The sequence below is a fragment of the Carnobacterium pleistocenium FTR1 genome (assembly GCF_000744285.1).
Taxonomy (GTDB): domain Bacteria; phylum Bacillota; class Bacilli; order Lactobacillales; family Carnobacteriaceae; genus Carnobacterium_B; species Carnobacterium_B pleistocenium.
This window is the reverse complement of the sequence record NZ_JQLQ01000002.1, coordinates 875,643-901,425: the sequence shown is the minus strand read 5'-3', so window position 1 is coordinate 901,425 and position 25,783 is coordinate 875,643. Positions and strand designations below refer to the sequence as shown.

19 protein-coding genes are annotated in these 25,783 nt (G+C 38.1%); 1 reads left to right on the top strand and 18 read right to left on the bottom strand.

The genetic code is table 11. The features are described 5' to 3' along the window. Positions 1-33 precede the first annotated feature (33 nt). From fadB to BP17_RS04375, 14 genes are all read right to left on the bottom strand, one after another. Entirely contained in the window at positions 34-2,292 is a 2,259-nt protein-coding gene (fadB, locus tag BP17_RS04435; RefSeq protein ID WP_035052064.1) for a 3-hydroxyacyl-CoA dehydrogenase/crotonase FadB, read from the bottom strand. An 18-nt stretch (positions 2,293-2,310) separates the two neighbouring features. After that, positions 2,311-3,627: an acetyl-CoA hydrolase/transferase family protein gene (locus BP17_RS04430; RefSeq protein ID WP_035052062.1), complete on the bottom strand. Its 1,317-nt coding sequence runs from the start codon at positions 3,625-3,627 to the stop codon at positions 2,311-2,313. A gap of 36 nt (positions 3,628-3,663) precedes the next feature. Next, on the bottom strand, positions 3,664-4,869 hold the full coding sequence (gene fadE, locus BP17_RS04425; protein ID WP_156956049.1) for an acyl-CoA dehydrogenase FadE: 1,206 nt from the start codon (positions 4,867-4,869) through the stop codon (positions 3,664-3,666). 307 nt (positions 4,870-5,176) lie between these two features. Next, positions 5,177-6,688: a long-chain-fatty-acid--CoA ligase FadD gene (fadD, locus tag BP17_RS04420; RefSeq protein ID WP_035052060.1), complete on the bottom strand. Its 1,512-nt coding sequence runs from the start codon at positions 6,686-6,688 to the stop codon at positions 5,177-5,179. 544 nt (positions 6,689-7,232) lie between these two features. Then, the gene (locus BP17_RS04415; RefSeq protein WP_035052058.1) at positions 7,233-8,339 is read right to left on the bottom strand and encodes a CamS family sex pheromone protein; all 1,107 of its coding nucleotides are present in this window, start codon (positions 8,337-8,339) and stop codon (positions 7,233-7,235) included. 5 nt (positions 8,340-8,344) lie between these two features. Next, the gene (gene ligA, locus BP17_RS04410; protein ID WP_035052055.1) at positions 8,345-10,366 is read right to left on the bottom strand and encodes an NAD-dependent DNA ligase LigA; all 2,022 of its coding nucleotides are present in this window, start codon (positions 10,364-10,366) and stop codon (positions 8,345-8,347) included. A 516-nt stretch (positions 10,367-10,882) separates the two neighbouring features. Beyond that, positions 10,883-13,129 carry a DNA helicase PcrA gene (gene pcrA, locus BP17_RS04405; protein WP_035052053.1) on the bottom strand — a complete coding sequence of 749 codons (2,247 nt, stop codon included), beginning with the start codon at positions 13,127-13,129 and terminating at the stop codon, positions 10,883-10,885. 237 nt (positions 13,130-13,366) lie between these two features. Then, complete coding sequence (locus BP17_RS04400) at positions 13,367-14,017, bottom strand: GntR family transcriptional regulator (RefSeq protein ID WP_035052051.1); 651 nt, start codon at positions 14,015-14,017, stop codon at positions 13,367-13,369. Between the two features lie 218 nt (positions 14,018-14,235). Beyond that, a complete protein-coding gene (locus BP17_RS04395; RefSeq protein WP_035052049.1) occupies positions 14,236-15,135 on the bottom strand; it encodes a DMT family transporter in 900 nt (299 codons plus the stop codon). Positions 15,136-15,173: 38 nt separating this feature from the next. Continuing rightward, positions 15,174-15,326 (bottom strand): hypothetical protein, encoded by a 153-nt coding sequence (locus tag BP17_RS13360; RefSeq protein WP_156955998.1) that lies wholly within the window; start codon positions 15,324-15,326, stop codon positions 15,174-15,176. 189 nt (positions 15,327-15,515) lie between these two features. Beyond that, positions 15,516-16,814 carry an adenylosuccinate lyase gene (purB, locus tag BP17_RS04390; RefSeq protein WP_035052047.1) on the bottom strand — a complete coding sequence of 433 codons (1,299 nt, stop codon included), beginning with the start codon at positions 16,812-16,814 and terminating at the stop codon, positions 15,516-15,518. Positions 16,815-16,835: 21 nt separating this feature from the next. Beyond that, the gene (gene purK / locus BP17_RS04385; protein ID WP_035052045.1) at positions 16,836-17,951 is read right to left on the bottom strand and encodes a 5-(carboxyamino)imidazole ribonucleotide synthase; all 1,116 of its coding nucleotides are present in this window, start codon (positions 17,949-17,951) and stop codon (positions 16,836-16,838) included. A gap of 139 nt (positions 17,952-18,090) precedes the next feature. Beyond that, the gene (locus BP17_RS04380; protein WP_035052042.1) at positions 18,091-18,648 is read right to left on the bottom strand and encodes a DUF2179 domain-containing protein; all 558 of its coding nucleotides are present in this window, start codon (positions 18,646-18,648) and stop codon (positions 18,091-18,093) included. A gap of 162 nt (positions 18,649-18,810) precedes the next feature. After that, a complete protein-coding gene (locus BP17_RS04375; RefSeq protein WP_035052040.1) occupies positions 18,811-19,395 on the bottom strand; it encodes a xanthine phosphoribosyltransferase in 585 nt (194 codons plus the stop codon). A 390-nt stretch (positions 19,396-19,785) separates the two neighbouring features. Between BP17_RS04375 and BP17_RS04370 the strand changes: the two genes are divergently transcribed. Then, positions 19,786-20,478: a hypothetical protein gene (locus tag BP17_RS04370; protein ID WP_035052038.1), complete on the top strand. Its 693-nt coding sequence runs from the start codon at positions 19,786-19,788 to the stop codon at positions 20,476-20,478. Positions 20,479-20,547: 69 nt separating this feature from the next. On the opposite strand, the gene BP17_RS04365 is transcribed toward BP17_RS04370, so the two are convergent. From BP17_RS04365 to BP17_RS04350, 4 genes are all read right to left on the bottom strand, one after another. Continuing rightward, entirely contained in the window at positions 20,548-21,894 is a 1,347-nt protein-coding gene (locus BP17_RS04365; protein WP_035052034.1) for a hemolysin family protein, read from the bottom strand. A 104-nt stretch (positions 21,895-21,998) separates the two neighbouring features. Beyond that, positions 21,999-24,044, bottom strand: coding sequence for a penicillin-binding protein PBP4(5) (gene pbp4 / locus BP17_RS04360; RefSeq protein ID WP_035052032.1), 2,046 nt, complete (start codon positions 24,042-24,044; stop codon positions 21,999-22,001). Positions 24,045-24,060: 16 nt separating this feature from the next. Then, positions 24,061-24,780, bottom strand: a complete 720-nt coding sequence (locus BP17_RS04355) for a beta/alpha barrel domain-containing protein (RefSeq protein ID WP_035052029.1) — start codon at positions 24,778-24,780, stop codon at positions 24,061-24,063. Between the two features lie 144 nt (positions 24,781-24,924). Then, entirely contained in the window at positions 24,925-25,569 is a 645-nt protein-coding gene (locus BP17_RS04350) for a glycoside hydrolase family 73 protein (protein WP_035052027.1), read from the bottom strand. Positions 25,570-25,783 lie beyond the last annotated feature (214 nt).

The window sequence follows — 25,783 nt, the reverse complement described above, 5'->3', positions numbered from 1 at the left end:
AAATTCTGGTGCCTCTTTCTCCGCAGTATCCGATTAATTTCTTAGTGGTTTCTTTTTCTCTAGCATATGCACAATACGTTCATAGGTTTTTTCGTTCTTGCTCAATTTGACAAAATTATCTTCTGAAAGTTTTTGTAGCCATTTTTGATTGACTTTAGTGCCCAAAGGAACTTCTCCTCCAGCCAACACATCTGCAATAGCGCCGGTAACGACACCATCGTATTTAGAAGCAAAGTGTCCATCAATCAGTGAATCAATCTGAGCTGCTGCAATTGCTTTGAAGTTCGTTCCTAGCACCTCGTATTCAACCAAGTTGTTTGGAACATAATTATAAGCCGCTTTTAAACGCAACGTTTGCAAGGCTGCTTCAAATACAAGCTCTTCATTTTGAATGATCATGTCGGTCTCTTTCAAGAATCCGATTTGTTGTGCTTCATACGCACTCATCGTCACATGACCCATTGAAACTTTCGTTAAAATATCGGCCAATTGCCGTATTTTATCCGCTCTGGATACATCTTGACGATACACCCGGTCAGCCAATTCAGCCAGACCGCCGCCTCCAGGAATCAATCCAACCCCCGCTTCTACTAAACCAATATACGTTTCAGCCGCAGCCACTACGTAAGGTGAAGCCATCACTAGTTCTGCTCCGCCTCCAAGCGCTCTGCCTTTTACCGCTGTTACAATTGGTTTAGCAGCGAATTTCATGCGTCTGACGGCTTCATGGAATAATTCGGATCCTTTACGTGTTTCGGTATCGACCAGATTTTGATCGATCGCCATCTTCATATAGTAAAGATTGGCCCCTACACTGAAGTTTGGTCCATCTGAGTAAAGCAGCAATCCTTTATAATTTTCTTTTTCTAGCACATCGATTGCTTTGACGATGTCGCCTTCAAATCCCACCGTGATGGTATTATTTGGCGTTCTCATCGCTAACATCAAGAAGTTATCTTCCGTCGCAAATAATTCTGAATCCTCTTCTTTCCAGATTTGCTTATGGGCAAAATCTTCTGGTTTGGATGCTGGACTGATACTTTGACCTTCTTGGTAGAACGGTTCGTTACGTTCCTTGATCCATTCCGGCAGTTCACCCAATTCTTTTTCCATTCTGGCCTTCACTTTTTCTAGACCCATCATATCCCATAGTTGGAATGGTCCAACAGCCCAGTTGTATCCCCAGACCATAGCTCGATCTACATTGATGTAATCATTTGTCGCTTTAGGTACATTGCTTGCTGAGTAGTGCATCAAATTGCGCAGTGTTTCCCATAAGAAAATACCCACTTCGTCTTCCGACTCAAAAATAGTTGTTAAGTTTTTCGTCAAATCCCGACTAAATTCTTTTAAGATAGGCAATTCAACAGGCTTAGGTTCAACATACGTTTCAGTTTCCCCATCAAACACTAAGCGTTTTTTACCGTCTTTTTTGTAGAAACCTTGTTTTGTTTTATCCCCAAAATTACCCAGAACCACTAATTTTTCAACCAATTTCGGCATTTTGAAATAGGCTGCTTCTTCCGGATTAGACATCATGGTTTTTGTCACAAAGTAGCCAATATCGATTCCTACCATATCTAGTAATCTGAACGTTCCAGTCTTAGGCCGTCCAATGATTTTACCGGTGATGGCATCCACTTCGGTAATTGACAAGCCAAGTTGTTCTGCCCGATAGGCGATATCAGAAGCTGAATACGTTCCGATTCGATTCGCCACAAACCCGCTGACGTCATTGGTATCTACTGCCCCTTTGCCTAATACAGTTGAAACAAAATCTTTCAAATCTTCAACGACCACTTCATCAGTTGTTGCATGAGGAATGATTTCAACTAGCTTCATGTAACGCGGTGGATTGAAAAAATGCAAGCCTACAAATCTTGCTTTCGATTCTTTCTGAAGGGGTTGGGCAATGGCACCGATTGGAATACTGGAAGTATTAGTAGAAAGAATAGCTTCTTTCTTCGCAATAGCAGCCACTTTTTGCCACAAATCATGTTTAATAGCTAGCTTTTCAGTGACGGCTTCAATAAAGATATCGGAATCGTCGCCTTCTTTTAAATCATCTTCAAAGTTGCCATAAGTCAAATTTTTATTCCAATCGGCATTATAGAGCATGCTTTTTTTTGGATGTGTAATTCTGTCGTAGGCCCCTTTACTCAGTTTATTTTTATCGTCTTTATCTAAAACGATATCTAACAGTTTCACTTTTAGACCTGCATTGACTAGTAAGGCAGCTATTTGTGCTCCCATGGTTCCTGCGCCTAATACGGTTGCTTTTTTTATATTCATTTCTATACCTCCAAAAACTCAAGTTAATGACATTGGCATTACATTTTTGATGTAGCCTGCTTTTATAGCTTGTTCTCTCAGTTCCTCTCTGAAAGCTGGATCTGCGATTGAAATCATTTCTTCTACACGATCTTCGATACTTCTATTGAACATATCTGCTATCCCATGTTCAGTCACAATATACTGAACGTCAGCCCGTGGAACTGTTACTGGAGTAGCTTTTGGGAAAGAGAACACAATCGTAGAAGTCACTTCACCCGTTTTTTCATTTTTATTTGTAGACGGTAAACAGATAAAGCTTTGGCCACCTTTGGATTTTGTTGCTCCGCGTACGAAGTCATTGGCTCCACCAACCGAACTGATAAAGCGTGTGCCAGCTCCTTCTGAAACCACTTGCCCAGTTAAATCAGCCATCAAACAGCCATTAACAGAAACAAAGTTGTCGATTTGAGCAATTCTCGATGGATCATTTACAAGGTGCAACGGTTCGATACTGATTTGGCTATTTTTACCACTGAAGTCATACAATTTGCGCGTTCCCATTGCAAAACCGCCTCGTATCGGTCCGGAAATTACTCCTTTTTCAGTCAAATATACCATCGATTCCGTGATCATTTCAGTATGCACAGCTAAATCTTTTTTACTGTCCAGCCCATAACTGACAGCATTTGCCAAACCGCCGAACCCGATTTGGATAGTCGAACCGTCTCTGACATGAGGAACGATCCACTCAGCAATTTTTTTATCGATATTGCTGGAAGGCGTCTCTGGGACTTCAAGCAACTGTTCATCTTGTTCAACAATCATATCCACATCATCGATATGAATTTGATTATGGGTCCCATGAACGACTGGAACATTTTTGTTAACTTGAATAATAACTTTTTCAGCTACTTTACTGCCGACCTCTCCGATAGTGACGCCCATCGGCCCAAAGTTGAAATACCCGTCTGCATCCATTTCAGAAACAGTCGTAACAAATGTTGTCGGTTTGATCCGTTGTTCAATCAACAGTTTCAAATTAGAAAAGTTGACCGGATCTATCGAAAATGTACCGTATGGAATCAACTGACGTTCTAGAGGTCCCATGAAGAAAGAATGGTATCTGATTCGTTCCGCAACTTCCGGATTAGTGAAAAAATCAAACGGATGAATCACAAATGCAGAAAACAATTTGACATTTTCGTACTCTTTATACCGTTTAGTGATAGCAGTGATCAGTGAGATCGGCATAGCCGCAACTGGGTTAGACAAAATCACTTCATTGCTTTGAATCTGTGAAGCAGCTTCAGTCAGGCTTTTTAATTTAGCTTGATATTGATCATTAAAAGTCATCCTCTACACCTTCCAATCTATTTTATGCTGTTTCGCTTAAACGAAAGCAGATATACCAGTTAATTTACGTCCGATGATCAACGCATTCATTTCATGAGTACCTTCATAAGAATAGATTGCTTCTGCATCACAGAAGAATCGTGCGACATTTCTTTCAAGTGTAATACCGTTCCCACCACAAACTTCACGTCCAAGTGCAGCCGTTTCTCTTAAGCGTAAAGAGTTGTTCATTTTAGCAAGAGACGCATTGATTTCACTGAATTCGCCTCTTTCTTGTAACTCAGCTAACCGAGCACTTAAAGCTAATGCATTGACTGCATTTGCTTGCATTCTGGCTAGTTTTTCTTGTACCAGTTGGAAACTTGCGATTGGTTTGCCAAATTGAACCCGATTAGTTGTATATTCAAGAGCTGCCTCTAAAGATCCTGCCATCATCCCTGCTCCAGCATAAGCCACTCCAGCACGTGTTGCGTACAATACCTTCGCCACATCTTTGAACCCATTGATGTTTTGTAGACGATTGCTTTCAGCCACTTCCACGTTATCCAAATGAATATTTCCATTTTGAACGATGCGTAAAGCGATCTTGTCATCAATATCATCTACGCTCAACCCTTTTTGTCCTTTTTCTACAATAAAACATTTCACCTTGTTGTCAGCCAAATCACGCGCATATACTGGAATCAAATCAGCTGAGCTCGCTCCACCGACCCAACGTTTTTCACCATTTAAGATCCATTTATCTCCTTCACGGCTTGCAGTAGTTGCTAATCCTGCAGCTGTATCAGATCCATGTTCCGGTTCCGTTAAGGCAAAGCACGTTTGTAATTCGAAATTTTGCAGTTTAGGCAACCATCTCATTTGTTGTTCTGGGCTGCCGCCTAATAAGAAAGAGAAGTAGCCAAGTCCGGCGTGTACGCCAAAGAATGTTGCAATCGAGGCATCAAATTTGTACAAATCATATGCCAAGAATAAGAAGTAAGTGTTTCGCCACATAAATCGATTTGGTTGATTTTCAAACAGTGCAGGATCACTTATCAATCCTGTGTTCGCTACATGTTTAAATTCTTCAAACGGAAATTCTCCTTTTTTCCAGTAATCATTAATAACGGGTCTTAGATGTTCATCTACTGCTTTACGGACACGCTGAAGGACGACAATTTCGCCATCTGTTAAACTTTCCGAGAATTTCAAAATATCTTCTGGGTACATTTCCTTCAATATTTGTTCTCTATTTTCCAATTTCGACACTGGTTTTCTATTTTCCATGCGTACTACTTGTTCTCTATTTTCCATACTTGACACCCCTTATTTTTTATTATATAAGCGCTTACATTCTTATTATAATAGTCATTCTTTTACTTTTCTAATTACAATTTGTAATACTAAACATTACCTTTTTTAATGCTTAATTGAAAAAGCACTACTATCAAGTCTTTTGAGCCATTAGTTTAAGGAAATCGATCCATTAAAAATTAAAATTTACATAAAAAAAGAATCATCCGTTAACGATTGGATGATTCTTTTTTTTGATGTTTACTATTTTTATTTAGAGGTTTATTTTTATAACCGATAATTCATTCAAAAGGCGACTAATCTCTCTTTTGTCGATTTTACCGACTGAATTTACTGGAAATGTTTCTAAAAAAAGATACTGTTTCGGTGTTTTATACCCAGCTAAGTTGGCATATGCGTGTTGTTCCAACTCTGCTATGTTGGAACTATCTCCATCATAAATAAGAGCCGCCCCAACAGATTGTCCATATCTTGGGTGTTCATAGCCAACTACTACAGAATTCTTCACATAAGGATTGGCATTCAAAACTTCCTCTACTTCAGATGGAAAAACATTTTCTCCACCCGTGATGATCATTTCCTTTTTGCGGTCAACAATATAATAAAGCCCATTTTCATCCCTTTTCGCCAAGTCACCTGTTCTGACATATGCTCCCAAAAAGGCTTTTTGGGTTTCTTCATCTTTGTTCCAATATCCTTTGAAAGTATGTTGTCCTGCCAACAACAACTCACCTATTTGCCCCTGTTCAACTTCTTCATTATTCTCATCTACTATTTTTGCTTCAACAAAGAAGCTCGGATAGCCGATACTAAATGGCTGCTGCAAAGCGGTTTCGCTCGTTAATTTAAAATTATTAGGTCCTGCTTCTGTTAACCCGTACGAATTGATCAGTGGAATTTTTTCTTTTACAAAATAATTCACTACTCCTTTAAGCGGTGGAGAACCTCCAGCCACAAATGTGTGCACACTTTTCAAATTACTCTTACTGAAGTTCTCGGCGCTGATCAACCCATAATACATAGTGGGTACCATAAACAGCATCGTAGGTTTATATTGTTTGATTAGTTCATTCGTATGGACTCCATCAAAAAAGCGATTGATGATCACTTTTCCACCAATCAGCAACAAAGGAATAATAATACCGGAAAGGCCTGCTATATGAAACATCGGCGCACTGGCGATCGTGACATCATCATGCGTAATGTTCCAGCTCATGATCGTATTCATAGAATTGTTGACCATTCCGTTATGAGTAATGATTGCTCCTTTTGGATCACCGGTTGTTCCAGTCGTATAAATCAGCATAACTGGTGTATCCAACTCTAAGGATTCAGATTGGAATTCCACATGAGTCGAACTATCACATATATCATTGTACTTTTTACTATCAACATCTAGCGACAACAAAGAAGCCTCTACAAAAGACAAACGTTCACTGATTTGACTAGCATGCAAAATAAGTTTGGGTTCTGCATTTTCTAGTACTCTTTTGATTTCAATTGGTTTCAGACGCCAGTTCAATGGAATAAAAATGGCTCCTAATTTTATACATGCAAGCAAAACATCAAAGTAACTCAGATCATTTGGTGCATAAAGTGCAACTCTATCCCCTTTTACTACACCTTGTTGTCTAAGATAATGGGCTAAGTTCTCGGCGCGGACATTAAGGTCCTTGTATGTGCACTCTATTTTTTTTAATGGATCGACCAAAGCGGTTCTATCAGGTGTTAACACTGAACGTACTTTTATCCAATCTAAATTCACTACTATCCCTCCACAAAATTCAGAATTTTGTGTAAGCGCTTATATAAAATTATCATAACAGCATTTTTTTAATTTGTCTACCAGTATCTACCTTTCAAATATCCTTTTTAATACTCATAGATCCGGTGGATCACTTACTTTGAAAATTGCTGAAGGAATAGGGTTGCTTGTAGCCGTGTAAAGAATTCAATGCGAATTAAAGGGCATTAACGCTTCAGCGATTACGCCCTTTTTGAGGCTTGAAAGCATGAAGACTTGTTTTTGGCTTCATGCGATTCCACGGTCTATACAAGCAAACCCGTTATTCCGGAAGAAATTTTTATTTTAAACAATAACACTATTTAGCGAACAATCTATACTTTTCAATCAACTTTAAATAATTATTCCATTATACAAAAAAGGCATTAGGACAATTACCCTAATACCTTTGCTAAACAAATTTGTAATTCAACTTCATGTTTCCTGTCGAGGATAACCGACACACTCAGCATCTTCTGCGAGATTCTTTGTTTTTCTGTCGAGCCTTGACGTCGAACTCCGCATCCTAATCGAATATGTGTGAGTAGAATTCGGTTTCGCCTGCTTCTCGGGCTAGGAAGGATTCAGTTCCATTTATGGAGCCAATCGTTATTTCAATTGGAATATTTGGCACTAAGAATGAAGAAGCTTTCTCTGCAACATGTTGAGTAAAGGCAACAATTTCGCTTTCACCATAAAATTGAGTATTGATCGATAATCTCATTTCCACAATTTGGTCGTCAACGTAAAGCGCTTCTGCTGTTACTCCACTTAGATTTGGAAAGAAGTTCTCAATTTCAGCCTTGAAATTTTCAAAACTAGATAATTCATTGCTTTCCTCTCCACTTGCTGGAAAAATAACTTTCTTCTGATTAATTGTTTCCCAGTTTGTGAAACTAGTTGAGCCATTTTCACTGACTGATTCTGCAATGTAGACACCACCAGCTAAATTATCTTCAGTAGACTGTTCAAAGATACCAATTGCGATTGGAACGTCTCCAATACCTTCAGTTTCACGCAAACGTTGAACGATTTTATCAGCCATCGCTTTACCTTCTGCTAATATCTCTTCTTGTGAAATTTTTGTTTCAAAACTTGAACCGTATGCTTTTTTTGTGTAATAATCGACACTATTCATGGCTAAACCGATAGAAATTCCGCCAAGTTCAAATCCATCACCATTTTGGACCATGTAATTTTGCTCCAAAAATGAATCTAAATAAATCGGGTTGCGTTCGTCGGGTTCATTGTTTCCGTTATCTTCTGGATTCAAGCCATCTGGATTTTCTTCACTGACACGACCTAACCAGCTATTCGTTGTTCCACTATCAATGTATTGACCCTCTTGAAAATAATGAGAATCGGTTGAAAAATGTTCTTGCGATAAGTTCATCAATCCGGTCTCAAAGGCCTTCAAATTAATGGTTGAGTTTAGGCCTAACGTTATTCCTCTGTTCAAACTCGTTTGGTACGCATTATCGGTAATGATCGCACTATAATACTCATTTGATAGTTGGCTTGTTGTTTCCGTTTCTTCGGTAACCGTCTCAGTTTCATTTGTTACCTCTGCTGGTTGACAAGCACTTAACAGAAATACACTAGCAGCCAGTACAGCAATCGCTTTTTTGTTCATTGTTCTTATTCCTCTCCTTCTAATGTTTCCAACAACTGATCTTCGTCCCAGACAGAAATATTTAACGATTCGGCTTTTGCTAATTTGCTGCCGGCTTCTTCACCTGCAACCACAAAATCCGTTTTCTTAGAGACACTTCCGGTTACATTTCCTCCAAGATTTTCAATGCGTTCTTTAGCTTCCTCACGAGTGAAGTGCGTTAGTTTTCCAGTAAGTACAATAGTTTTTCCATTAAAATAAGAATCACCAGTCACGACTTCTTCCTTTTTCTTTCCTAAGTAAGTCATGTTTACTTGACTGTTTTTCAATTCCTGAATCAAAGCACTTACTTCTGGCAAACTGAAATAAGCGACCACACTTTCGGCGATAATTTCTCCGATACCTTCGATTGAAATAATGGTTTCTTTTTCAGCTTGCTGCACGGCATCTATCGTTTCAAAGCGTTCGGCGATCAATTTGGCCGCTTTAGCTCCGACATGACGAATACCCAAGCCAAATAGTAATCTCTCAAGTGAGTTGGTACGACTAGCATCAATGGCGGTCAACAAATTAGTAGCTGCTTTTTCTTTGATTTTATCTAATGTGACAAGTTGGTCAAAGGTTAACGTATATAGATCTGCCACATCATGGACCATCTCTTTTTCAAACATTTGCTGCAAAACTTTAATGCCTAATCCATCAATATTCATTGCGTTTCGCGAAACAAAGTGGGATAGACCCTCCGTAATTTGTGCTGGACATTTTGGATTCATGCAACGCAAGGCTACTTCTTCTTCCAAATGGATCAGCTCGCTGTCACAAGCTGGGCAATGGGTAGGAATCGCATAAGGCTGGCTATCTTTTGGTCGTTCATCCAAAATAACGCGGGTGACTTCCGGAATGATATCTCCTGCTTTATGCACGACAACCGTATCCAATAGACGGATATCGCGCTCGTGGATCAAATCTTCATTATGAAGACTTGCTCGTTGAACTGTGGTGCCTGCTAATTGGACGGGATCCATGATAGCGGTTGGTGTCACGACTCCCGTTCGGCCGACTGACCATTCAATGTCACGAATAACCGTGTGGGCTTCTTCGGCTTTGAATTTGTAGGCTATCGCCCATCTAGGTGCTTTAACCGTGAATCCAACTTCTTCTTGAACGGCAAATTCGTTTACTTTGATCACGATGCCGTCGATTTCGTACGGTAAGGCAGTTCTTTTTTCTTGAAATTCTTGCGTATACGCCCAAACTTCTTCAATCGTCTGGAATACTCTGCGATCATGATTGGTACGAATACCTAATTCATCCAATTGGTGAAGTGCATCTTCTTGACTGACAGCTGTTAACTCACCAAAATCACCAATCGTGTATAAAAAGGTATTTAAGTTTCGTTTAGCCGTTTCTTTTGGATCCAAATTGCGCAATCCACCAGCTGCTGCATTACGTGGATTAGCAAAAATCGCTTCGCCATTTTCTTCTCGTTCTTGATTCAATTTGATGAATGAAGCTTTAGGCATGTAACATTCGCCACGCACTTCAATCGAATAGGGATTTTTCAAGCGCAATGGAACGGATTTAACGGTACGAATATTTTGCGTCACGTTTTCGCCAACGGTCCCATCTCCGCGCGTTGCTGCACGAACAAGTTTTCCATCTTCATACTTTAACGATACTGCCAAACCATCTATTTTCAGTTCGCAGATATAACTAAACGGTTTATCCGTTAGCTTTTTGATGCGTCGATCAAAATCAAGCAAGTCGCCTTCGTCAAATGCATTCCCTAGACTTAACATAGGTGCTTCATGAATGACTTTTTCAAACCCGGGCAAAATCGTTCCACCTATGCGCTGCGTTGGAGAATCGCTACTGATTAAGTCCGGAAAAGCTTCTTCCAGAGCTACTAGTTCCTGATACAGCTTGTCGTAATCTGCATCGGCGATCGATGGTGCATCCTTCACATAATACTCATAGCTGTATCGATCTAATAATGTTCGCAAGTCGAAAACCCGTTGTTTCGCAGATTCAAAATCTTGTGTGGACATACCCCTAATTCCTTTCATACGTTAGATTTTATAAAAAACTACTAGTTACTTTTTTAAACAAACTGCGAACGGGACAAACGAGACCTTTAATTTCAGTTCTTTGTCTCAAACGCTGTCGAGCCTAAGCGTCGTTTTCTGCATCCTGTGCGTCTTTCAAGGTCTCTACGCCATCCTTTAGTTGAACTTCGTGTCTCATCCTCTCAAGAAAAAGATAAAACTTCTTCGTGGGAACAACACCCACTATGAATTTTTCCTGTTTTCTTGTCAAGGATAAACGAGACACTACGCATCCTATTTTAGTTGAGCATCAAACGACAGACTCTCGGAAAAAACATAATCTCTCCAAGGATGAAACATCCTCTACGAGATTCTTTGTTTTTCTTTCGAGCCTAAGCGTCGTTTTCTGCATCCTGTTGTTGAGCTACGTGACCCAGACACTTTGTAAAAAAGATGAATCCCGCCGAAGATGAAACATCTTCTCTGTGATTCCCTGTTTTTACTGTGTGTCTTTCAGGGTCACTCCGCATCCTGCTGTTTTTCGATGGGTGCGAAGGCGGCTAGTAGGCGTTTGATGCCTTGTTCTTTAAAGGCCACATCAAGTTGAAGGTCGTTAGCTGTACCGGTAACTTTGACAACTGTACCGACACCCCATTTTTTATGCACGGCTTTGTCGCCAACTTCCCAATCTAATTTATCTGCACCGCTTGAGGTTTTGTCGGCCACGGGTGCCTTATAAACTTGGCTGGTTGCTCGAGTTGCTTGATTGCGCTGGATAGAGCTGGTTGCTGAACGGCTAAATGGCGTATTCAACGTTTGCGCTTGCGGATTGCCGGATTCTAAGACTTCATCTGTGATTTCATTTATAAAACGTGATGCCGGATTGCTTTGTGTACGGCCATATAGCACGCGGGAATAAGCATTTGTAATGTATAATTTTTTCTCAGCTCGTGTGATTCCCACGTAGGCTAGACGACGCTCTTCTTCTAATTGATCTTCTTCCATCATCGAACGAGATAACGGGAAGATTCCTTCTTCTAATCCTATCAGGAAAACAATAGGAAATTCTAATCCCTTGGCTGCGTGAAGCGTCATTAACGTTACTTCACTTTGAGGTTCTTCTTCTAAATTATCTAAATCAGAAACCAATGCCAAATCGGTTAAGAACGTCAACAATGTTTTATCTTCCGTATTTTCTTTTTCAAATTGTTGGGTTACGGTCAGAAATTCTTGAATATTTTCTAAACGTGTCTCAGATTCAAGTGTGCGTTCTAATTCTAGCGATTTTTGGTAGCCGCTACGTTTTAAAACTTCTTGGACTAATTCCGTTACTGGAACATATTCTTGCATTTGGCGTAAGTCTTTCATCATGAAGCCAAATCCTTCAAGTTCACTCGCAGCTTTTCCGGAAATCGGTGTGATGGAAACATTTAAAGCTGTTTCTAAAAGAGACCAACCGTATTGGTTTGAAGCAGTCCTCAATTTTTCAATCGTACCGGGGCCAATACCGCGCTTAGGTACATTGACAACTCGTTCAAAACTCATATTGTCATCAGGATTAGCAATCAAACGTAGATATGCTAGGACATCTCTAATTTCTTTACGATCGTAGAATTTGTGTCCGCCAACCATTTTATAAGGAATATTTGATTTCAATAAACTATCCTCAATGACACGTGATTGGGCATTCGTGCGGTAAAGGACTGCAAAATCACCATAATTATAACGGTTTTCTTTCATTTCTTCTTGAATCTTAGAAATGACGTAACGCGATTCATCGCCTTCAGATTGTCCACGATAATACGTAATTTTTTCGCCATCGTGATTATCTGTCCACAGTTTTTTCACCTTACGCTTAGAGTTATTTCCAATTACGTCATTGGCTGCTTGTAAAATCAATTTAGTTGAACGGTAATTTTGTTCTAGCAAAACAGTCGTTGTATCTGGATAATCTTTTTCAAAATTCAAAATATTTTCCATGTTTGCTCCACGCCAGCCGTAAATACTTTGGTCAGCATCGCCAACAACACATAAGTTTTTAAATCGTTCAGCCAACATATTTACCAAGGTGTATTGTGCTTCATTTGTATCTTGATACTCATCAACATGGATGTAATGAAATTTATTTTGATAATAGTCTAATATTTCAGGACTTTCCTTGAACAAACGAATAGCCAGCATGATCAGATCATCAAAATCCAATGCTTGGTTGTGGCGCAGCTCTCTTTGGTAATCATCGTAGCAATCCGCAACGATTTTTTCAAAAAAGCTTCCTGCTCGTTTACGGTAATCGTCTGGTGTGTCTAGTTCATTTTTTGCATTGCTGATTTCACCTAAGATAGCTCTTGGGTTGTATTTTTTAGGATCGATATTACGTTCTTTTAAAATTCGTTTCATCAATGTTTGTTGTTCACTCGGATCACTGATGGTAAAGGCGCGCGTATACCCGATACGATCAATGTCGCGGCGTAAGATACGGACACACATTGAGTGAAAAGTAGATACCCAAACATCATTTCCGCCTTCTTCTAAGAGACGAACGACCCGTTCTTTCATTTCTTTAGCGGCTTTATTGGTAAATGTAATGGCTAAAATATTCCATGGGTTAACATTTTTCTCTTCAATCAAATAAGCGATGCGGTGTGTCAAGACGCGCGTTTTCCCACTTCCCGCACCGGCCATAATTAAAAGCGGCCCTTGTGTGCAAATAACGGCTTCTTTTTGTTTTGGATTCATTCCATTTAATAAGTCATCTCGTAATACCAATTCTTTACATCCTCTCTTATAACATCCTATTTTCTTACTCTAAAGATAGGATATGGACTTCCCTAGTCTAGCAAAATTTATTTAAATTTTGCATAATTTCTCAAGGATAATATTACCATAAATAAAGACACTTTGAGTGATAAATGAACAGTTTCAAATTAAGTAAGACAAAAGAAAAAAGATTCTTTAAAAAAAAGAATCTTTTTTCTTTTTGTTCTGCTCCGATTACACTTACTTTTAAATACCTTGGATCGCAATCAGACTAAGCTGGTTGACTAAAATGCGGACTTCTTTTCTAGCTAAAGGATAATCATTATTTTTTAAAAAAAGTACTATTTGATTAAAATGCTTTACTTTCGTTGATTGGATGAGTTGTAAATAATCTTTGATTTCTTCATTATTTTGTTCTTTTATACTCCTGAACGTATCCAAAAATAAAGATGTTGCATAGCTATTCTTTGCGTAACGAAAAAGACCTCTCATGTAATCAAATTCAATGGTTAAAAAAATATCTAAGTCTTTTTCATCAGCTACCCGGTTAATTTGATCAACCGTATTTTCTAAAGCATCTGTATCAAATTGAATTTCTTTGATCTGCAGAAAATGTAAATGATCAATTAGTACTAACTCCATAAAATCTAACTGTTCATGAAATTCTTGCAAGGAAATTTGTTTTTCTTGAATTCTTATTCCCTTATTGGGTTCAATGACTATATATCCTTCTTTTTCCAATCTCAAAAAAGCTTGTCGAATCGGAGTTCGGCTGATGCCTAATTCTTTAGCTAGGCCAATTTCTGTAATATGCGTTTGGGGCAACCACTGCCTGGTTAATATTTGATTTTTGCTATGCTGGTAGACTTTAGCTTCTAGTTTTTTTGGTTTAGACAATTTTACTCACCTGCCTATTTATATTATTTCCATTTCCAGTCTATACCAAAAGAATAAAATAAGGTCATTATATTTCGTGGACCTATATCAATTATAGGTTTTATCGTGCTCAATTTCAAGTTTACCACTTTATCCTGATTTTAAACCAGTCTGAAATAAAGGGGAATTCCAATAAATAACTAGACCTCTGAAGGGTGCCACTTCTTCTAATTGTTTTTTTATTTCGTCTTCTCTTTTATAGCAAAAGCTTCTTTATTTGACCATTTTATTCCTCCGATGAGCGTCGAACTCAAAATCAACAAGCCACCAATGACTTGTATGCCGCTCATTTTCTCACCTAAGAACAGGGCAGACATCGCTACTGCAGCAACAGGATCAATGTAACTCAACAGAGCAACGGTTTGACTTTTCAATTTTTGCATAGCTGAAAAATACAATACATAAGCTACGCCTGTATGAATAATCCCCAAAATGATGAGATAAGGAATCGAGGGTACTTCGATTGCTACTAAATCAAATCCTTGCGTAAAGAATACATAAGGAGCCAATGTTACAGAAGCCATCATCAATTGGATCATCGTACTCTCTAAACTGGTTAAATCTTTGACTAATTTATTCAACATGATTACACTTGCATACAAAACAGCTGCTCCTAAACCATATAGAATTCCTACCGAGTGCATATAGTTCCCACTAAGTTGTGTCCCTGTTCCAACGATTAAAAACATGCCAAGCATAGCTGCTAGAATACTAACAGCTTTATTTGGCTGCAACTTTTCTTTTAACAAAAAGGGAGAAAAGATCATGACAATTACTGGAGCAAAATAATAGCTTAATGTAGCATTCGCAATCGTTGTATAATTATAAGCTTCGAATAATAAAATCCAATTTAATCCAATCGCTGCTCCTGAAAAAAGCAAAATTAGTGCATTGCTTTTTAGTGCCATACGAGAGACCTTCTTTTTCTTTAGAAGCAAAAAGAGCAATAGAAATAAACTTCCTAGTACTCCACGATAAAGAGCGATTTCACTTGACGTCAGTTCAATATTTTTTACCATCAATCCGATTGACCCAAACAGCAGCATAGCTGTCACAACTTTCATCTTTGCTATTCCCATTTTCCCCCTCCTAACTTCTATGCTTAAATATAATAACATTAATTTTTTAATTTACTAGTGTTTTTGAGACAAGCAACTGCTTTTTTTGCTTCTGCTTGTCCTTTTTGCTCTCTTTTGGGACAAGCAACCAACTTTTTCGTCTCTGCTTGTCCTCTTTGCTCTCTTTTTGGACAAGCAAACCTATTTTTCACCTCTGCTTGTCCACCTTGTTCTCTTGCTGAACGACAAGCAGTTACGCTGTCCGTAGTTGCTCACCTTTAAAAAAGATGTTAAAAAAAGCATAAGAAAGTAAAATTTCTTATGCTTTTCCATTTTAGTTCGCTACTTTTTTTACTTGCTTTACTCTAGTATAGGTCATCCACGCAAATTTGCACGAATCATTACTCTCCTAAGCCAACTCTTTGAAAAATTTCGTCTACATTTCTTAAATGGTAATGATAATCAAAGGCATCGTCTAAATCTGCTGCAGTCAACACAGCTGTCACCTTTTCATCTTTTTCCAGTAACGGACGGAATAAGACCTGTTCATCCCACGAAATAGCCGTTTTTGGTTGGATCAGATCATAAGCTGCTTCACGGCTCATCCCTTTATCAATAAGTTTAAGCAGCACACGCTGGCTGTAGATCAGGCCAAAAGTTGCATCCATATTGCGTTTCATATTCTCCGGAAAAACAGTCAGATTTTTAGTGATCGTCCCGAAACGATTGAGCATGTAATCTAACAAAATAGTTGTATCGGGTAAGATAATGCGTTCTGCGGATGAATGAGAAATATCTCGTTCATGCCATAGTCCAACATTTTCGTACGCTGTCATCATGTGGCCTCTGATAACGCGAGCCAGGCCGGTCACATTTTCAGAACCGATAGGATTGCGTTTGTGCGGCATAGCAGAAGATCCCTTTTGACCTTTTGCAAAAAATTCTTCGACTTCGCGTGTTTCAGATTTTTGCAATCCACGGATTTCTGTAGCAAATTTTTCGATACTTGTTGCAATCAATGACATCGTGGCAACATATTCAGCATGTAGATCACGAGGAAGGACTTGCGTTGAAATTTCTTGCGCTCTCGTTCCTAAGTGCTCACAGACATACTTTTCAACAAAAGTTGGCACGTTCGCAAATGTTCCGACAGCTCCACTGATTTTTCCAGCTTCAACACCTTTTGCAGCATGTTCAAAGCGTTCAATATTGCGTTTCATCTCAGAGTACCAAAGAGCTAATTTCAAGCCAAAAGTAGTGGGTTCAGCATGCACGCCGTGAGTTCGACCCATCATTACAGTGTATTTATATTCTTTGGCTTTTTCACCAATAATTGCTAAAAAAGTTTGTAAATCTTGGCGTATCACGTCATTCACTTGTTTTAATTGATAGCCATAAGCCGTATCCACAACATCTGTACTGGTCAATCCATAATGGACCCACTTACGTTCTTCTCCTAATGATTCAGAAACTGAACGGGTGAAGGCGACAACATCATGCCTTGTTTCTTTTTCTATTTCTAAAATGCGCTCGACTTTAAATGACGCGTTCGCACGGATTTTCTTCACATCTTCTGCAGGTATTTCGCCTAATTCAACCCATGCTTCAACAGCCAATATTTCGACCTCTAACCAAGTATTATAACGATTTTCATCAGACCAAATGGCCGCCATTTCAGATCTCGTATACCGTTCTATCATCGTTTAGTAAGCTCCTTTTTGTTAAATCCCCGTATCTGTGATGGTGTCCAATGTCTTTTCGATATTTTTAGTTAATATAGTAATATGACCAATTTTTTGACCCTCTTTGGCTTGTTCCTTGCCATAATAATGAAAATTCCAATTTGGTTTTAATTGGATTTGGACTTTTGTTGCTTCTTCATGCTCAGCTAAAATAGTTGCCATAACGACTGGAGAAAGCAACTCTGTTTCAGGTAAAGGCCACCCGCAGATGGCACGAATATGAGCATCGTATTGCGACAAAGTACAAGCCTCAATGCTATAATTTCCTGAATGATGAGGTCTTGGAATAAGTTCGTTCACATATAAGGCTCCACTTGAAGTGATAAACATTTCAATTCCTAAAACACCTATCAATTCAATATTATCAGCCACAGTCCGAGCAATCCGTTCTATTTCTTCTACTACATAATCTTCGATGCGCGCGGGAACAATACTTTTAAGTAAAACGCCATTACGATGGATATTTTCTACTACTGGAAAAACGATTATTTGATTGGCTTGATTTCGTACAACTATTACAGATAATTCGCGTTCAAATGGGATCCATGCTTCTAATACACAAGTTCCTCTTTTTAATAAAAAAGCCGCTTTTGAAATATCTTCTTCACTTTGAAGAACACATCGGTCTTTTCCATTGTGACGTTCACTGATTGTCTTTAAGATACAAGGAAAGCCTATTTCGTCTATAGCTCCTTTAATATCATCAACAGTCACAATCGTGACATATGGAGCCAGGTTGATGTTGCTTGCTTCTAAATACGCTTTTTCCAATAATCGATCTTGGGTGATGGAAAGCAATTCAGCCCCTTGTGGAACAGAGACCGTTTTTTTCATTCTTGTGATAGCATCTGCATCACTATTATCATATGTGTACGTTACAACGTCACATGCCATGGCAAAATCCATTAACGCTTCTTGATCGTCATATTGAGCAGTTATTTCCCAATCTGCAACTTGTGCTGCTGGACAATCTTTTTCAGGATCCAGAACACCCACACGATAGCCCATCTTTTTAGCAGATAAAGCCATCATTCGTGCTATTTCTCCGCCGCCAATGATTCCAATTATTTTCCCAGGACTAACTAGATTAGACAAATTATCACTACCTTCTTAACGATTATTATTTTTCATTTGCTTGTTCCAAGTTTAGCAGTTATCTTGTCATCTGTCATTGACAACATTCACCATTTTCATCCTGGAACACAAATGGAATTTTGATGCGAAATGGTTAATTTTATTTTTGTTCTTCATCTCGAAGTTCTTTACGGCGTTTTTTTAATTTTCTTGTCCAAAAACCGCCATTGATGTATTTAGGTTCATAAGAGATAATAAACGATTTTGATTCAATCTCGCTGATTTGTTTGTATAATTTACGTTCTGTTTTTCTAGGTGTCAAGATTTCTAAGACCATTCGATCTCCTTCTCGGCCAAATGCCAAGCTCGTTGTCACGCCATATCCTAAATCACGTAGCTCTTCAGGCATTTTCGTTTGCACATCTGGAACAATAGCCGTGACCATAATGTATCCTAGAGCTAAAAATTCTTCTATTTTTATCCCCAGTGCGATTCCAACTCCGTATCCTAAAGCATAAACAGCAAGATTAAGGTAATTATCTAAACTATCTAATACCAATCCTAAACCAACGACATAAATCGTTACCTCAACCATTGATACGAGTGACGCAGCTAAGCGATAACTTTTCATGGTCAACATAAAACGGATCGTGTTCAAAGAAATATAAATAACATTGATGACAAAAATTAATAGTAAAAAAGGTAAATCAACTTCCATTTTTTTCTCTCCTAACTGCTCAGTAAAAATTTTATTATCCTGTCTAACATTATCAAATTTTATTTAAATAGCAAGTAAAATAACGAATAAATTCCATACTCCAATTTAAAAACTGCTCAAAAAGCAATTGTTCTACTTTTAGAGCAGCCTATTGTTAGTGATTTATTTTATTTCTTTTTCCATAAATTTTACTTGTCCTTCTTCGAATGCTCGAATACGTGCTAAAGAATAAACATCATAATTTTCTTCCTCAAGCAGCTTGCGACCAATTTGAAAAGATTTTTCAATCACGATTCCAACACCCATTACTTGAGCTTGTGCTTCGTGACATAATCTGATCAATCCTTTGGCTGCTTGACCATTAGCGAGAAAATCATCGATCAATAATACCCTATCGGTTTTCTCTAGAAACTTATTAGAAATCACGATCGTACTTGTCATTTTTTTAGTAAAGGAATACACCTCAGTAGAATAAAAATCGTCTGTTAATGTTAAACTTTTTTGTTTACGCGCAAATACTACTGGAACGCCTAAAGCCAATCCTGCGAAAACGGCTGGTGCAATACCGGATGACTCGATCGTTACGATTTTTGTGATCCCTTTATCGGAAAAATAGTTAGCAAACTCATTCCCGATAGATTGCATAAGTTTAGGATCAATTTGATGGTTCAAAAAGTTGTCTACTTTTAAAACTTCTCCTTTTAAAACAGTGCCATCTTTTAAAATACGTTCTTCTAATTCTTTCATGAAGTCCAACCTTTCTTTCTATTACTAATTTAAGCGCAGGATAAAAAAAAGCTTTTTCATTGCTTATTGATGCATAAGCAGCAAAAAAGACTTAACAATGGTTATCTACTCACCTTGAATATATGCTTTTTTACCTAAAAAGTCAATACTTTTAACGTTCATATCATCTATAAACGAAAAAACACGAATGATATTTATAATTAGGATTAAATATTTCGTTTTGAAATTTTCCAACTGTGATCACTACTTTGAAAATAGAAAAGATTGAAACCTCATTTTACTGCATTTTTATTGATTAGTATCTCACAAAAACGACTCCTAAAATAAACTAGAATTTCTATAGAGAATGCTATATTATTAAACTAAAGCGGTTAAAGGAAGGAGTTTAGCATGCGTAATAAAAATTCACTAGGATTCATTAAGCACTATTGGTATCTAGCCCTTTTATTTATCATTCTTGTTGTCGTTCTTGTTATTGGTACCACACAGGAAACAGCTTGGTCAACTAATCTTGCTGATTCTGAAACAAAATCAGCTGCTATAGAAGATAAATCTGCTGTTATTGAATCAAAGGCTAGTTCCGCTGAATCAAAAGATGAAGATGATGCTTCAAGGATAGATTCGGAATTATTTTTCTTGGAGGACTCTCAAACAGAAATTGAAGAGATAGAAATTGAAGAGACCGAAGAGGTAGCTGAGGTCGACTCTACTGAAAAAAATAATTCTAGCGATGACTATGACAATACTCAAACAAATAGAACTAACAGCTACACCCCTACTTATTCTAATGATTCTTACAGCAAACCTAAATCAAGTTTATCAACAAAAACTAAATCGACGCTCCAAACGACTCCCAAGCAATCAAGCGAAACACAGGGAGCTGAGTCAGAAGAAATAGAAGAATCGATACCTATTGTAGAATCACAACTAGAAGAAGTACCAGTAGTTGAAGATTCAGAATCAGCCGATTCAGAGCAACCAGTAGATTCTACTGTTCCAGAACAAAGCGATTCAGAAGAAACAGTAGAAGAAACCCCTACTGAAGAAAGCTCCACTATTGATACTTCCTCTATTGAAGAATAAAGGTTTTTCTCAATTCAAAAAAAGAAAGATGCGTTGTCGTTGGACAGCGCACCTTTCTTTTTTTGAGTTTTAATCCTTTAATGATTCTTTGTCTTCGTTATGATTTTCAGTATTCAATCGTTCGACATATAGACTAACGAGGCGTGAACCCTCAACTTTATTGGATTTAAGCAAATAGTTTTCGTATTCCACATTGGCATTATCACCCGGTTGAGGGATATTTCCATATTGGGTTATGAAATAACCTGCAATTGAATCCACATCGTTTGACTCTATTTCTGTTCCAAAAAATTCATTAAATTTTGATAATTGCGTTGAACCATCTACTAAGTAAATACTTTCAGATACTTTTTCGATCATCGTATACGTTTCATCGTATTCATCATCAATATCCCCAACTATTTCTTCAAGTAGATCTTCTAAGGTAACGATCCCAACTACTCCACCATATTCATCATTTAATATGGCCAATTGATTGCGCGTACGTCTTAATTCATACAATAAGTCATCCACGTGGATCGTTTCAGGAACAAACAATGGTGGATTTAAAATGTCTTTTAAATCAATATCATCAAGTTTAGTTGTTCGAGAAGCTTTCAATAAATTCTTAACATGGATGATTCCAATGATGCTATCTTTATCCTCAATATAAACCGGTACCCGAGAATAAGGAATATCTAATAATTGAGGAATGTTCACTTCATTTCCATCTTTATAATCGATCATAAAGGTATCGGTACGAGGGACCATAATTTCTCTGGCCATTTTAGTATCCATTGATAAAATACCTTTTAACATGGTAAATTCATCTGGATCGATAGCCCCAGCTAATTGACTGTTTTCTAGATAGACACGAAATTCATCACGTGTCATTTTTTCTTTCTCTTCCGTAAAATCTATCGGAGTTAATCTCTTTAAGATATTGGTTGAGAACGAGAGTAACTTTACAAATGGTCTAGCGATTTTTTGGACTACAAGAATAACACTAGAAGTCGCGCGAGCAACTTCTTCAGCTTTTTGCAAAGCAACTTGTTTTGGATATAACTCCCCAAAAACAAGGGTTACATAAGCTAGTACGATCGTTACAACTACTGTTGCTATTTGTGTCCCCCCAGGAATATTTGCTAAATATGGTTCTAGGCGAGTGGCAAAACTAGTTGCTGCTGATGCACTTGAAAAGAATCCTGCCAAGGTTATGGCTACTTGAATAGTAGCTAAGAAGTTGTCTGAATTGCTTAGCAGTTTCAAGATATTTAACGACTTCTTATCGCCTTTAGCTGCCTTTTCTCTTATTTTCCCTTGATCTATTGATACAAATGCCATTTCTGCTGATGCGAAGAACGCATTAATAGCTGTCAATATAACGATAATTAATATCTGTCCTATCATCGACTGACTATCGGGGTCTGAGTTCATTTATCATTGTCTCCTTTAAATTTTTCTGATTTCGTACAAAGTAAAAGTAATATACCATTTTTCAAAACTATTTTCAACTATCCATTCTCAGTACACACTTGTCATTATTGGAATGTATCCATTTTTTCAAGCATTGGAAGCATAGTATCGATAACTGAACCACTTGATTCTCCTTCAATCATGGCTAGCATCAAGTAATCACTATTTTCGGCATCAAAAGCTAGTAAGAAACCATTCGTTTCAGCATCTTCACCTTCTGTTTCAGCTTCTGTAGTTTCAGCTGTACCCGTTTTAGCTGCGATTTGTTGGTCAATAACGGCTAATTTATGCGAAGAACCGTACTCCTTTTCGACTGCCTGAATTAGATCCTCTTTGATTATAGCAGCCGACTCGGGTGTAACAGGTTCTTTCGACTCTGCTGTTTCTTGATCAGCAGTCAATTTAGGGTAAACCAGATTTCCACCATTTGCAAATGGTGTATACGATACCGCTTGCTGAATAGGATTAAGCAACAATTCGCCTTGCCCAAATGCTGTATCTGCCAAGTTTCCTTCTGAATTTAATGTACCACTATTTGATATTTGTGCTGGATTCATTGCGATCGGTAATTTTAAATCTTCGCCAAATATATATCTGCTTAAACCTGCTTCATATACTTCTTGACCCATTTCTAATGCTTCTCGTGCAAAATAAATATTATCTGAATACGCAAAAGCATCCGCTAAATTCACACTAGGAACATCTGTTACACGGGTGACGCGATAGTCTCCCCATGAAGCATCTTTTTGCCAAGATAATCCATCAATTGCCTGTGTTTCTTCTGGGATAATCGTTCCTGAATCTAGACCAATACCAGCTGTAATAACTTTAAAGGTTGATCCGGGTGCATATCCAGACGCATAACGTGCCAAAAATGGACTCGCTGGATCATCAACATAAGCTTGGTAATCTTCTGAACTGATGCCATTTGACATTCCGTTTGCATCATAAGAAGGCGTACTGACTAATGCTAGTAAGCTACCGTCTGTTGGATTCATGAAAACAGCTGATCCTTGCTCTCCCGTTAATTGATCGTAAGCAGCTTGTTGCATATCAGCATCAATAGTCAAAGTGATATCTTCGCCATCTTCAACTTCTGTTTCTTGCAATACCATTTTCAATTCGTCGTCACTTGTTTGAATCTCGATTCGGCCACCTTTTTGACCTCTTAACCGTTCATCATAAGTTGCTTCTAAACCAGACTTGCCAATGAGGTCTCCGGAGCTCAGTGTTGGATTTTCTTCAATATCTTCTGCGGAAGCATCTCCAACATAGCCAATCAAATGGGCAGCTGCTTCATTTAACGGATATGTGCGATTGGTTGTTTCTTGATAAAGCACTCCGGTAACTTGTGGCAGCTCTGCATCTTGAGCCAACAGTTTAAAAGGTACAAAGCTTTCTGGTGTTACCCAGCCTTGCTCTAACAAGCTCGTTAGTTCTTCCACTGTAACGTCATATGTTTCAGCAATTTCTTCTAAATTAGTTGTCCTTTGATCTCCTTCACCTAAAGCAACAGGCTGCAGACCCACTTGCCATGAGATTCCTTTAGTTGCCAATGGCGAACCATCTTTATCTAAGATTTCCCCTCGTTCACCTGCTGTTTTTACGATAGAAATTTTATCTGTTGGTTCCATATCTGGAAAAATAAGTTGTGTATTCCAATCAACTTGGTAATCGCTATCTACTTTAGAAAGGGTTGTTTCATACTGTTTTTCTTCTAATTCACCTAACGCCGTTTCCATATTTACCGTATAAGCAATCTCGTATTGATCTGTTTCCTCGTTCTGCGTAACAGCCAAATCGGATATGTCTAATTCCGCTGCTCCTATCCCACCGTACACTGTCGTATAGCGCTCTGACATTGATTCCCTTGTATAATCAATTGCGGTCAATGATTCTTCAGAAACAACCTGGCTCATAGCGGTATAATCTTGTTTTTCTAATGCTGCAATAAAGGTATCTGCCGTTGCTTGAGCGGCCTCTTCATCTCTGGCTGCAGACCAAGCGGTATATCCGATAACTCCCCCACCAATCAATGCAATCACTGCTACAATAATGCTGATTGTTGCCCATGTAGGAAGCTTTTTTCCTTTTGTGCTGCTATTTCTCATCTTTCCACACCCACTTTTAATTTTTGTTTTCTTCTTCTAACGCTTTTTGCTCATCGTAGTTAATTTCTTCTTGTTGACGGTATTTTTTCATTAAGGTGCTAAATAATTCCCCATTACTAGGCGGTGTGTACGTAATGGCATTTGCACCAGCAGCAATCGTTTCTTTGATACTTTCTTCTGTCGGTCCGCCTGTTGCAATGATTGGCACTTTTGGGAATTTCTTACGTATCTCACGCACAATATGAGCCGTTTTAGCTGCTCCGCTGATATTTAAAATATCCACACCGGCATCTAATTTTTCTTGAATATCCACATATTCTGAAACAACTGTTGATATGATAGGAATGTCAACCATTTTATTAACTTCTAGATACGTCTCATTTGGTGTAGGCGAGTTTAACACGACACCAATACAGCCGTGTGCTTCAGCAAATAGCGCAATGTTGGCCGAACGAAGCCCATTAGTGATCCCTCCGCCTACTCCAGCTAAAACGGGCATACTTGCCACATTTGTGATCCCTTGAATAACAGCTGGGTGTGGTGAGAATGGATAAACGGCAATGACTGCATCCGCATCATTATTCATAATAATAGCAATATCAGTCGTGAAGATAAGTGAACGAAATTTTTTTCCATTTATGATAATGCCACTAGCCGTATCAATTATTTCTGGAACGGTTACATAATGCTTTCTTAAATCAGTCGTAATACTTGGAGAATCTTTTTTAGCTACCATTTCCCCACCTCCATTGGTTGTCTTTATACCGCTTAGTTTAACGAATATCTGATTTGATTGCTATCACATTTTCCAATAAATAAAGCGATTACTTATCGCTAAGAGGAAAAGGTGAACTAATTTTTCTGACTCTCTTATGCTTTTTTATTCTTGATCGTACTGATTCAAGTTGTGTTGTTCAATCAATCGAATCAATTTATCTGGGTAATCAGGATCCGTAGCATAGCCGCTTTCTTGTAATGCATAAGCTGCTTCTTTGTAGTCCGTTGATGCTAAAACTTTCGCGTATTGATTTGCATTCCATGACGTTCCTGTAGTAAATAATTTAGAATGATCTTCCATTGATTCTTGCCATGTTGTATACTTCCTAAACTCTGCATTGACTTCGATCCATTCTCCATTAACAAATTCTTTAGTGGTCATTGTAACAGTTGGTTCAGCACTGTCTCCTTTGATTCCATAAAAATTATTGTTTTCCACTGAAAGTTCACTAGTGCCCCAATCTGATTCAAGTATGGCTTGAGCGATACTAATGCTTGGTAAGACACCATACCTCTTTTGTAGCTCTTTAGCGTAATCGGAAATTTGGATGATAAACCGATTTTCTTCATCTTGGCCGTTTTGAGGCACTTGGATGTCCGGTATTTCTTGTGCCAAAAAATAAAGGGTCCCAAAAAAGATGGATACAAAAATGAATAGCGTCATCAAGAAATGACTGGGCGTTATTCTTTTACTTTTCTTGTATTTCATTTTTTTGTAACTATTCTTTTTTTGCTTTTTAAGTGGCATAACTTTCTTCCTTTCAATGAAACAAACAGATTACCATAAATGAGTTTATCTGGGTTCTAGGTCAAATAGTATGGATGCTTCAAAATGAAATTTCTTCTGGAATGGGCGGTTTACTTGTGGTGCCATTTGATTTTTCACATGGCCACAAGCAACCTTATTCCTCCGAAAATTTTAGTTGAGAAATTTAATTGATTTATCAACACTAAAAATGATA

What these genes read in the sequence shown, in the direction of transcription:
- fadB (WP_035052064.1), bottom strand. Translation starts at nt 2,292, where the DNA reads ATGAATATAAAAAAAGCAACCGTATTAGGCGCAGGAACCATGGGAGCA.
- BP17_RS04430 (WP_035052062.1), bottom strand. Translation starts at nt 3,627, where the DNA reads ATGACTTTTAATGATCAATATCAAGCTAAATTAAAAAGCCTGACTGAA.
- BP17_RS04415 (WP_035052058.1), bottom strand. Translation starts at nt 8,339, where the DNA reads ATGAACAAAAAAGCGATTGCTGTACTGGCTGCTAGTGTATTTCTGTTA.
- ligA (WP_035052055.1), bottom strand. Translation starts at nt 10,366, where the DNA reads ATGTCCACACAAGATTTTGAATCTGCGAAACAACGGGTTTTCGACTTG.
- BP17_RS04395 (WP_035052049.1), bottom strand. Translation starts at nt 15,135, where the DNA reads ATGGGAATAGCAAAGATGAAAGTTGTGACAGCTATGCTGCTGTTTGGG.
- purB (WP_035052047.1), bottom strand. Translation starts at nt 16,814, where the DNA reads ATGATAGAACGGTATACGAGATCTGAAATGGCGGCCATTTGGTCTGAT.
- BP17_RS04380 (WP_035052042.1), bottom strand. Translation starts at nt 18,648, where the DNA reads ATGGAAGTTGATTTACCTTTTTTACTATTAATTTTTGTCATCAATGTT.
- BP17_RS04375 (WP_035052040.1), bottom strand. Translation starts at nt 19,395, where the DNA reads ATGAAAGAATTAGAAGAACGTATTTTAAAAGATGGCACTGTTTTAAAA.
- BP17_RS04370 (WP_035052038.1), top strand. Translation starts at nt 19,786, where the DNA reads ATGCGTAATAAAAATTCACTAGGATTCATTAAGCACTATTGGTATCTA.
- BP17_RS04365 (WP_035052034.1), bottom strand. Translation starts at nt 21,894, where the DNA reads ATGAACTCAGACCCCGATAGTCAGTCGATGATAGGACAGATATTAATT.
- pbp4 (WP_035052032.1), bottom strand. Translation starts at nt 24,044, where the DNA reads ATGAGAAATAGCAGCACAAAAGGAAAAAAGCTTCCTACATGGGCAACA.
- BP17_RS04355 (WP_035052029.1), bottom strand. Translation starts at nt 24,780, where the DNA reads ATGGTAGCTAAAAAAGATTCTCCAAGTATTACGACTGATTTAAGAAAG.
- BP17_RS04350 (WP_035052027.1), bottom strand. Translation starts at nt 25,569, where the DNA reads ATGCCACTTAAAAAGCAAAAAAAGAATAGTTACAAAAAAATGAAATAC.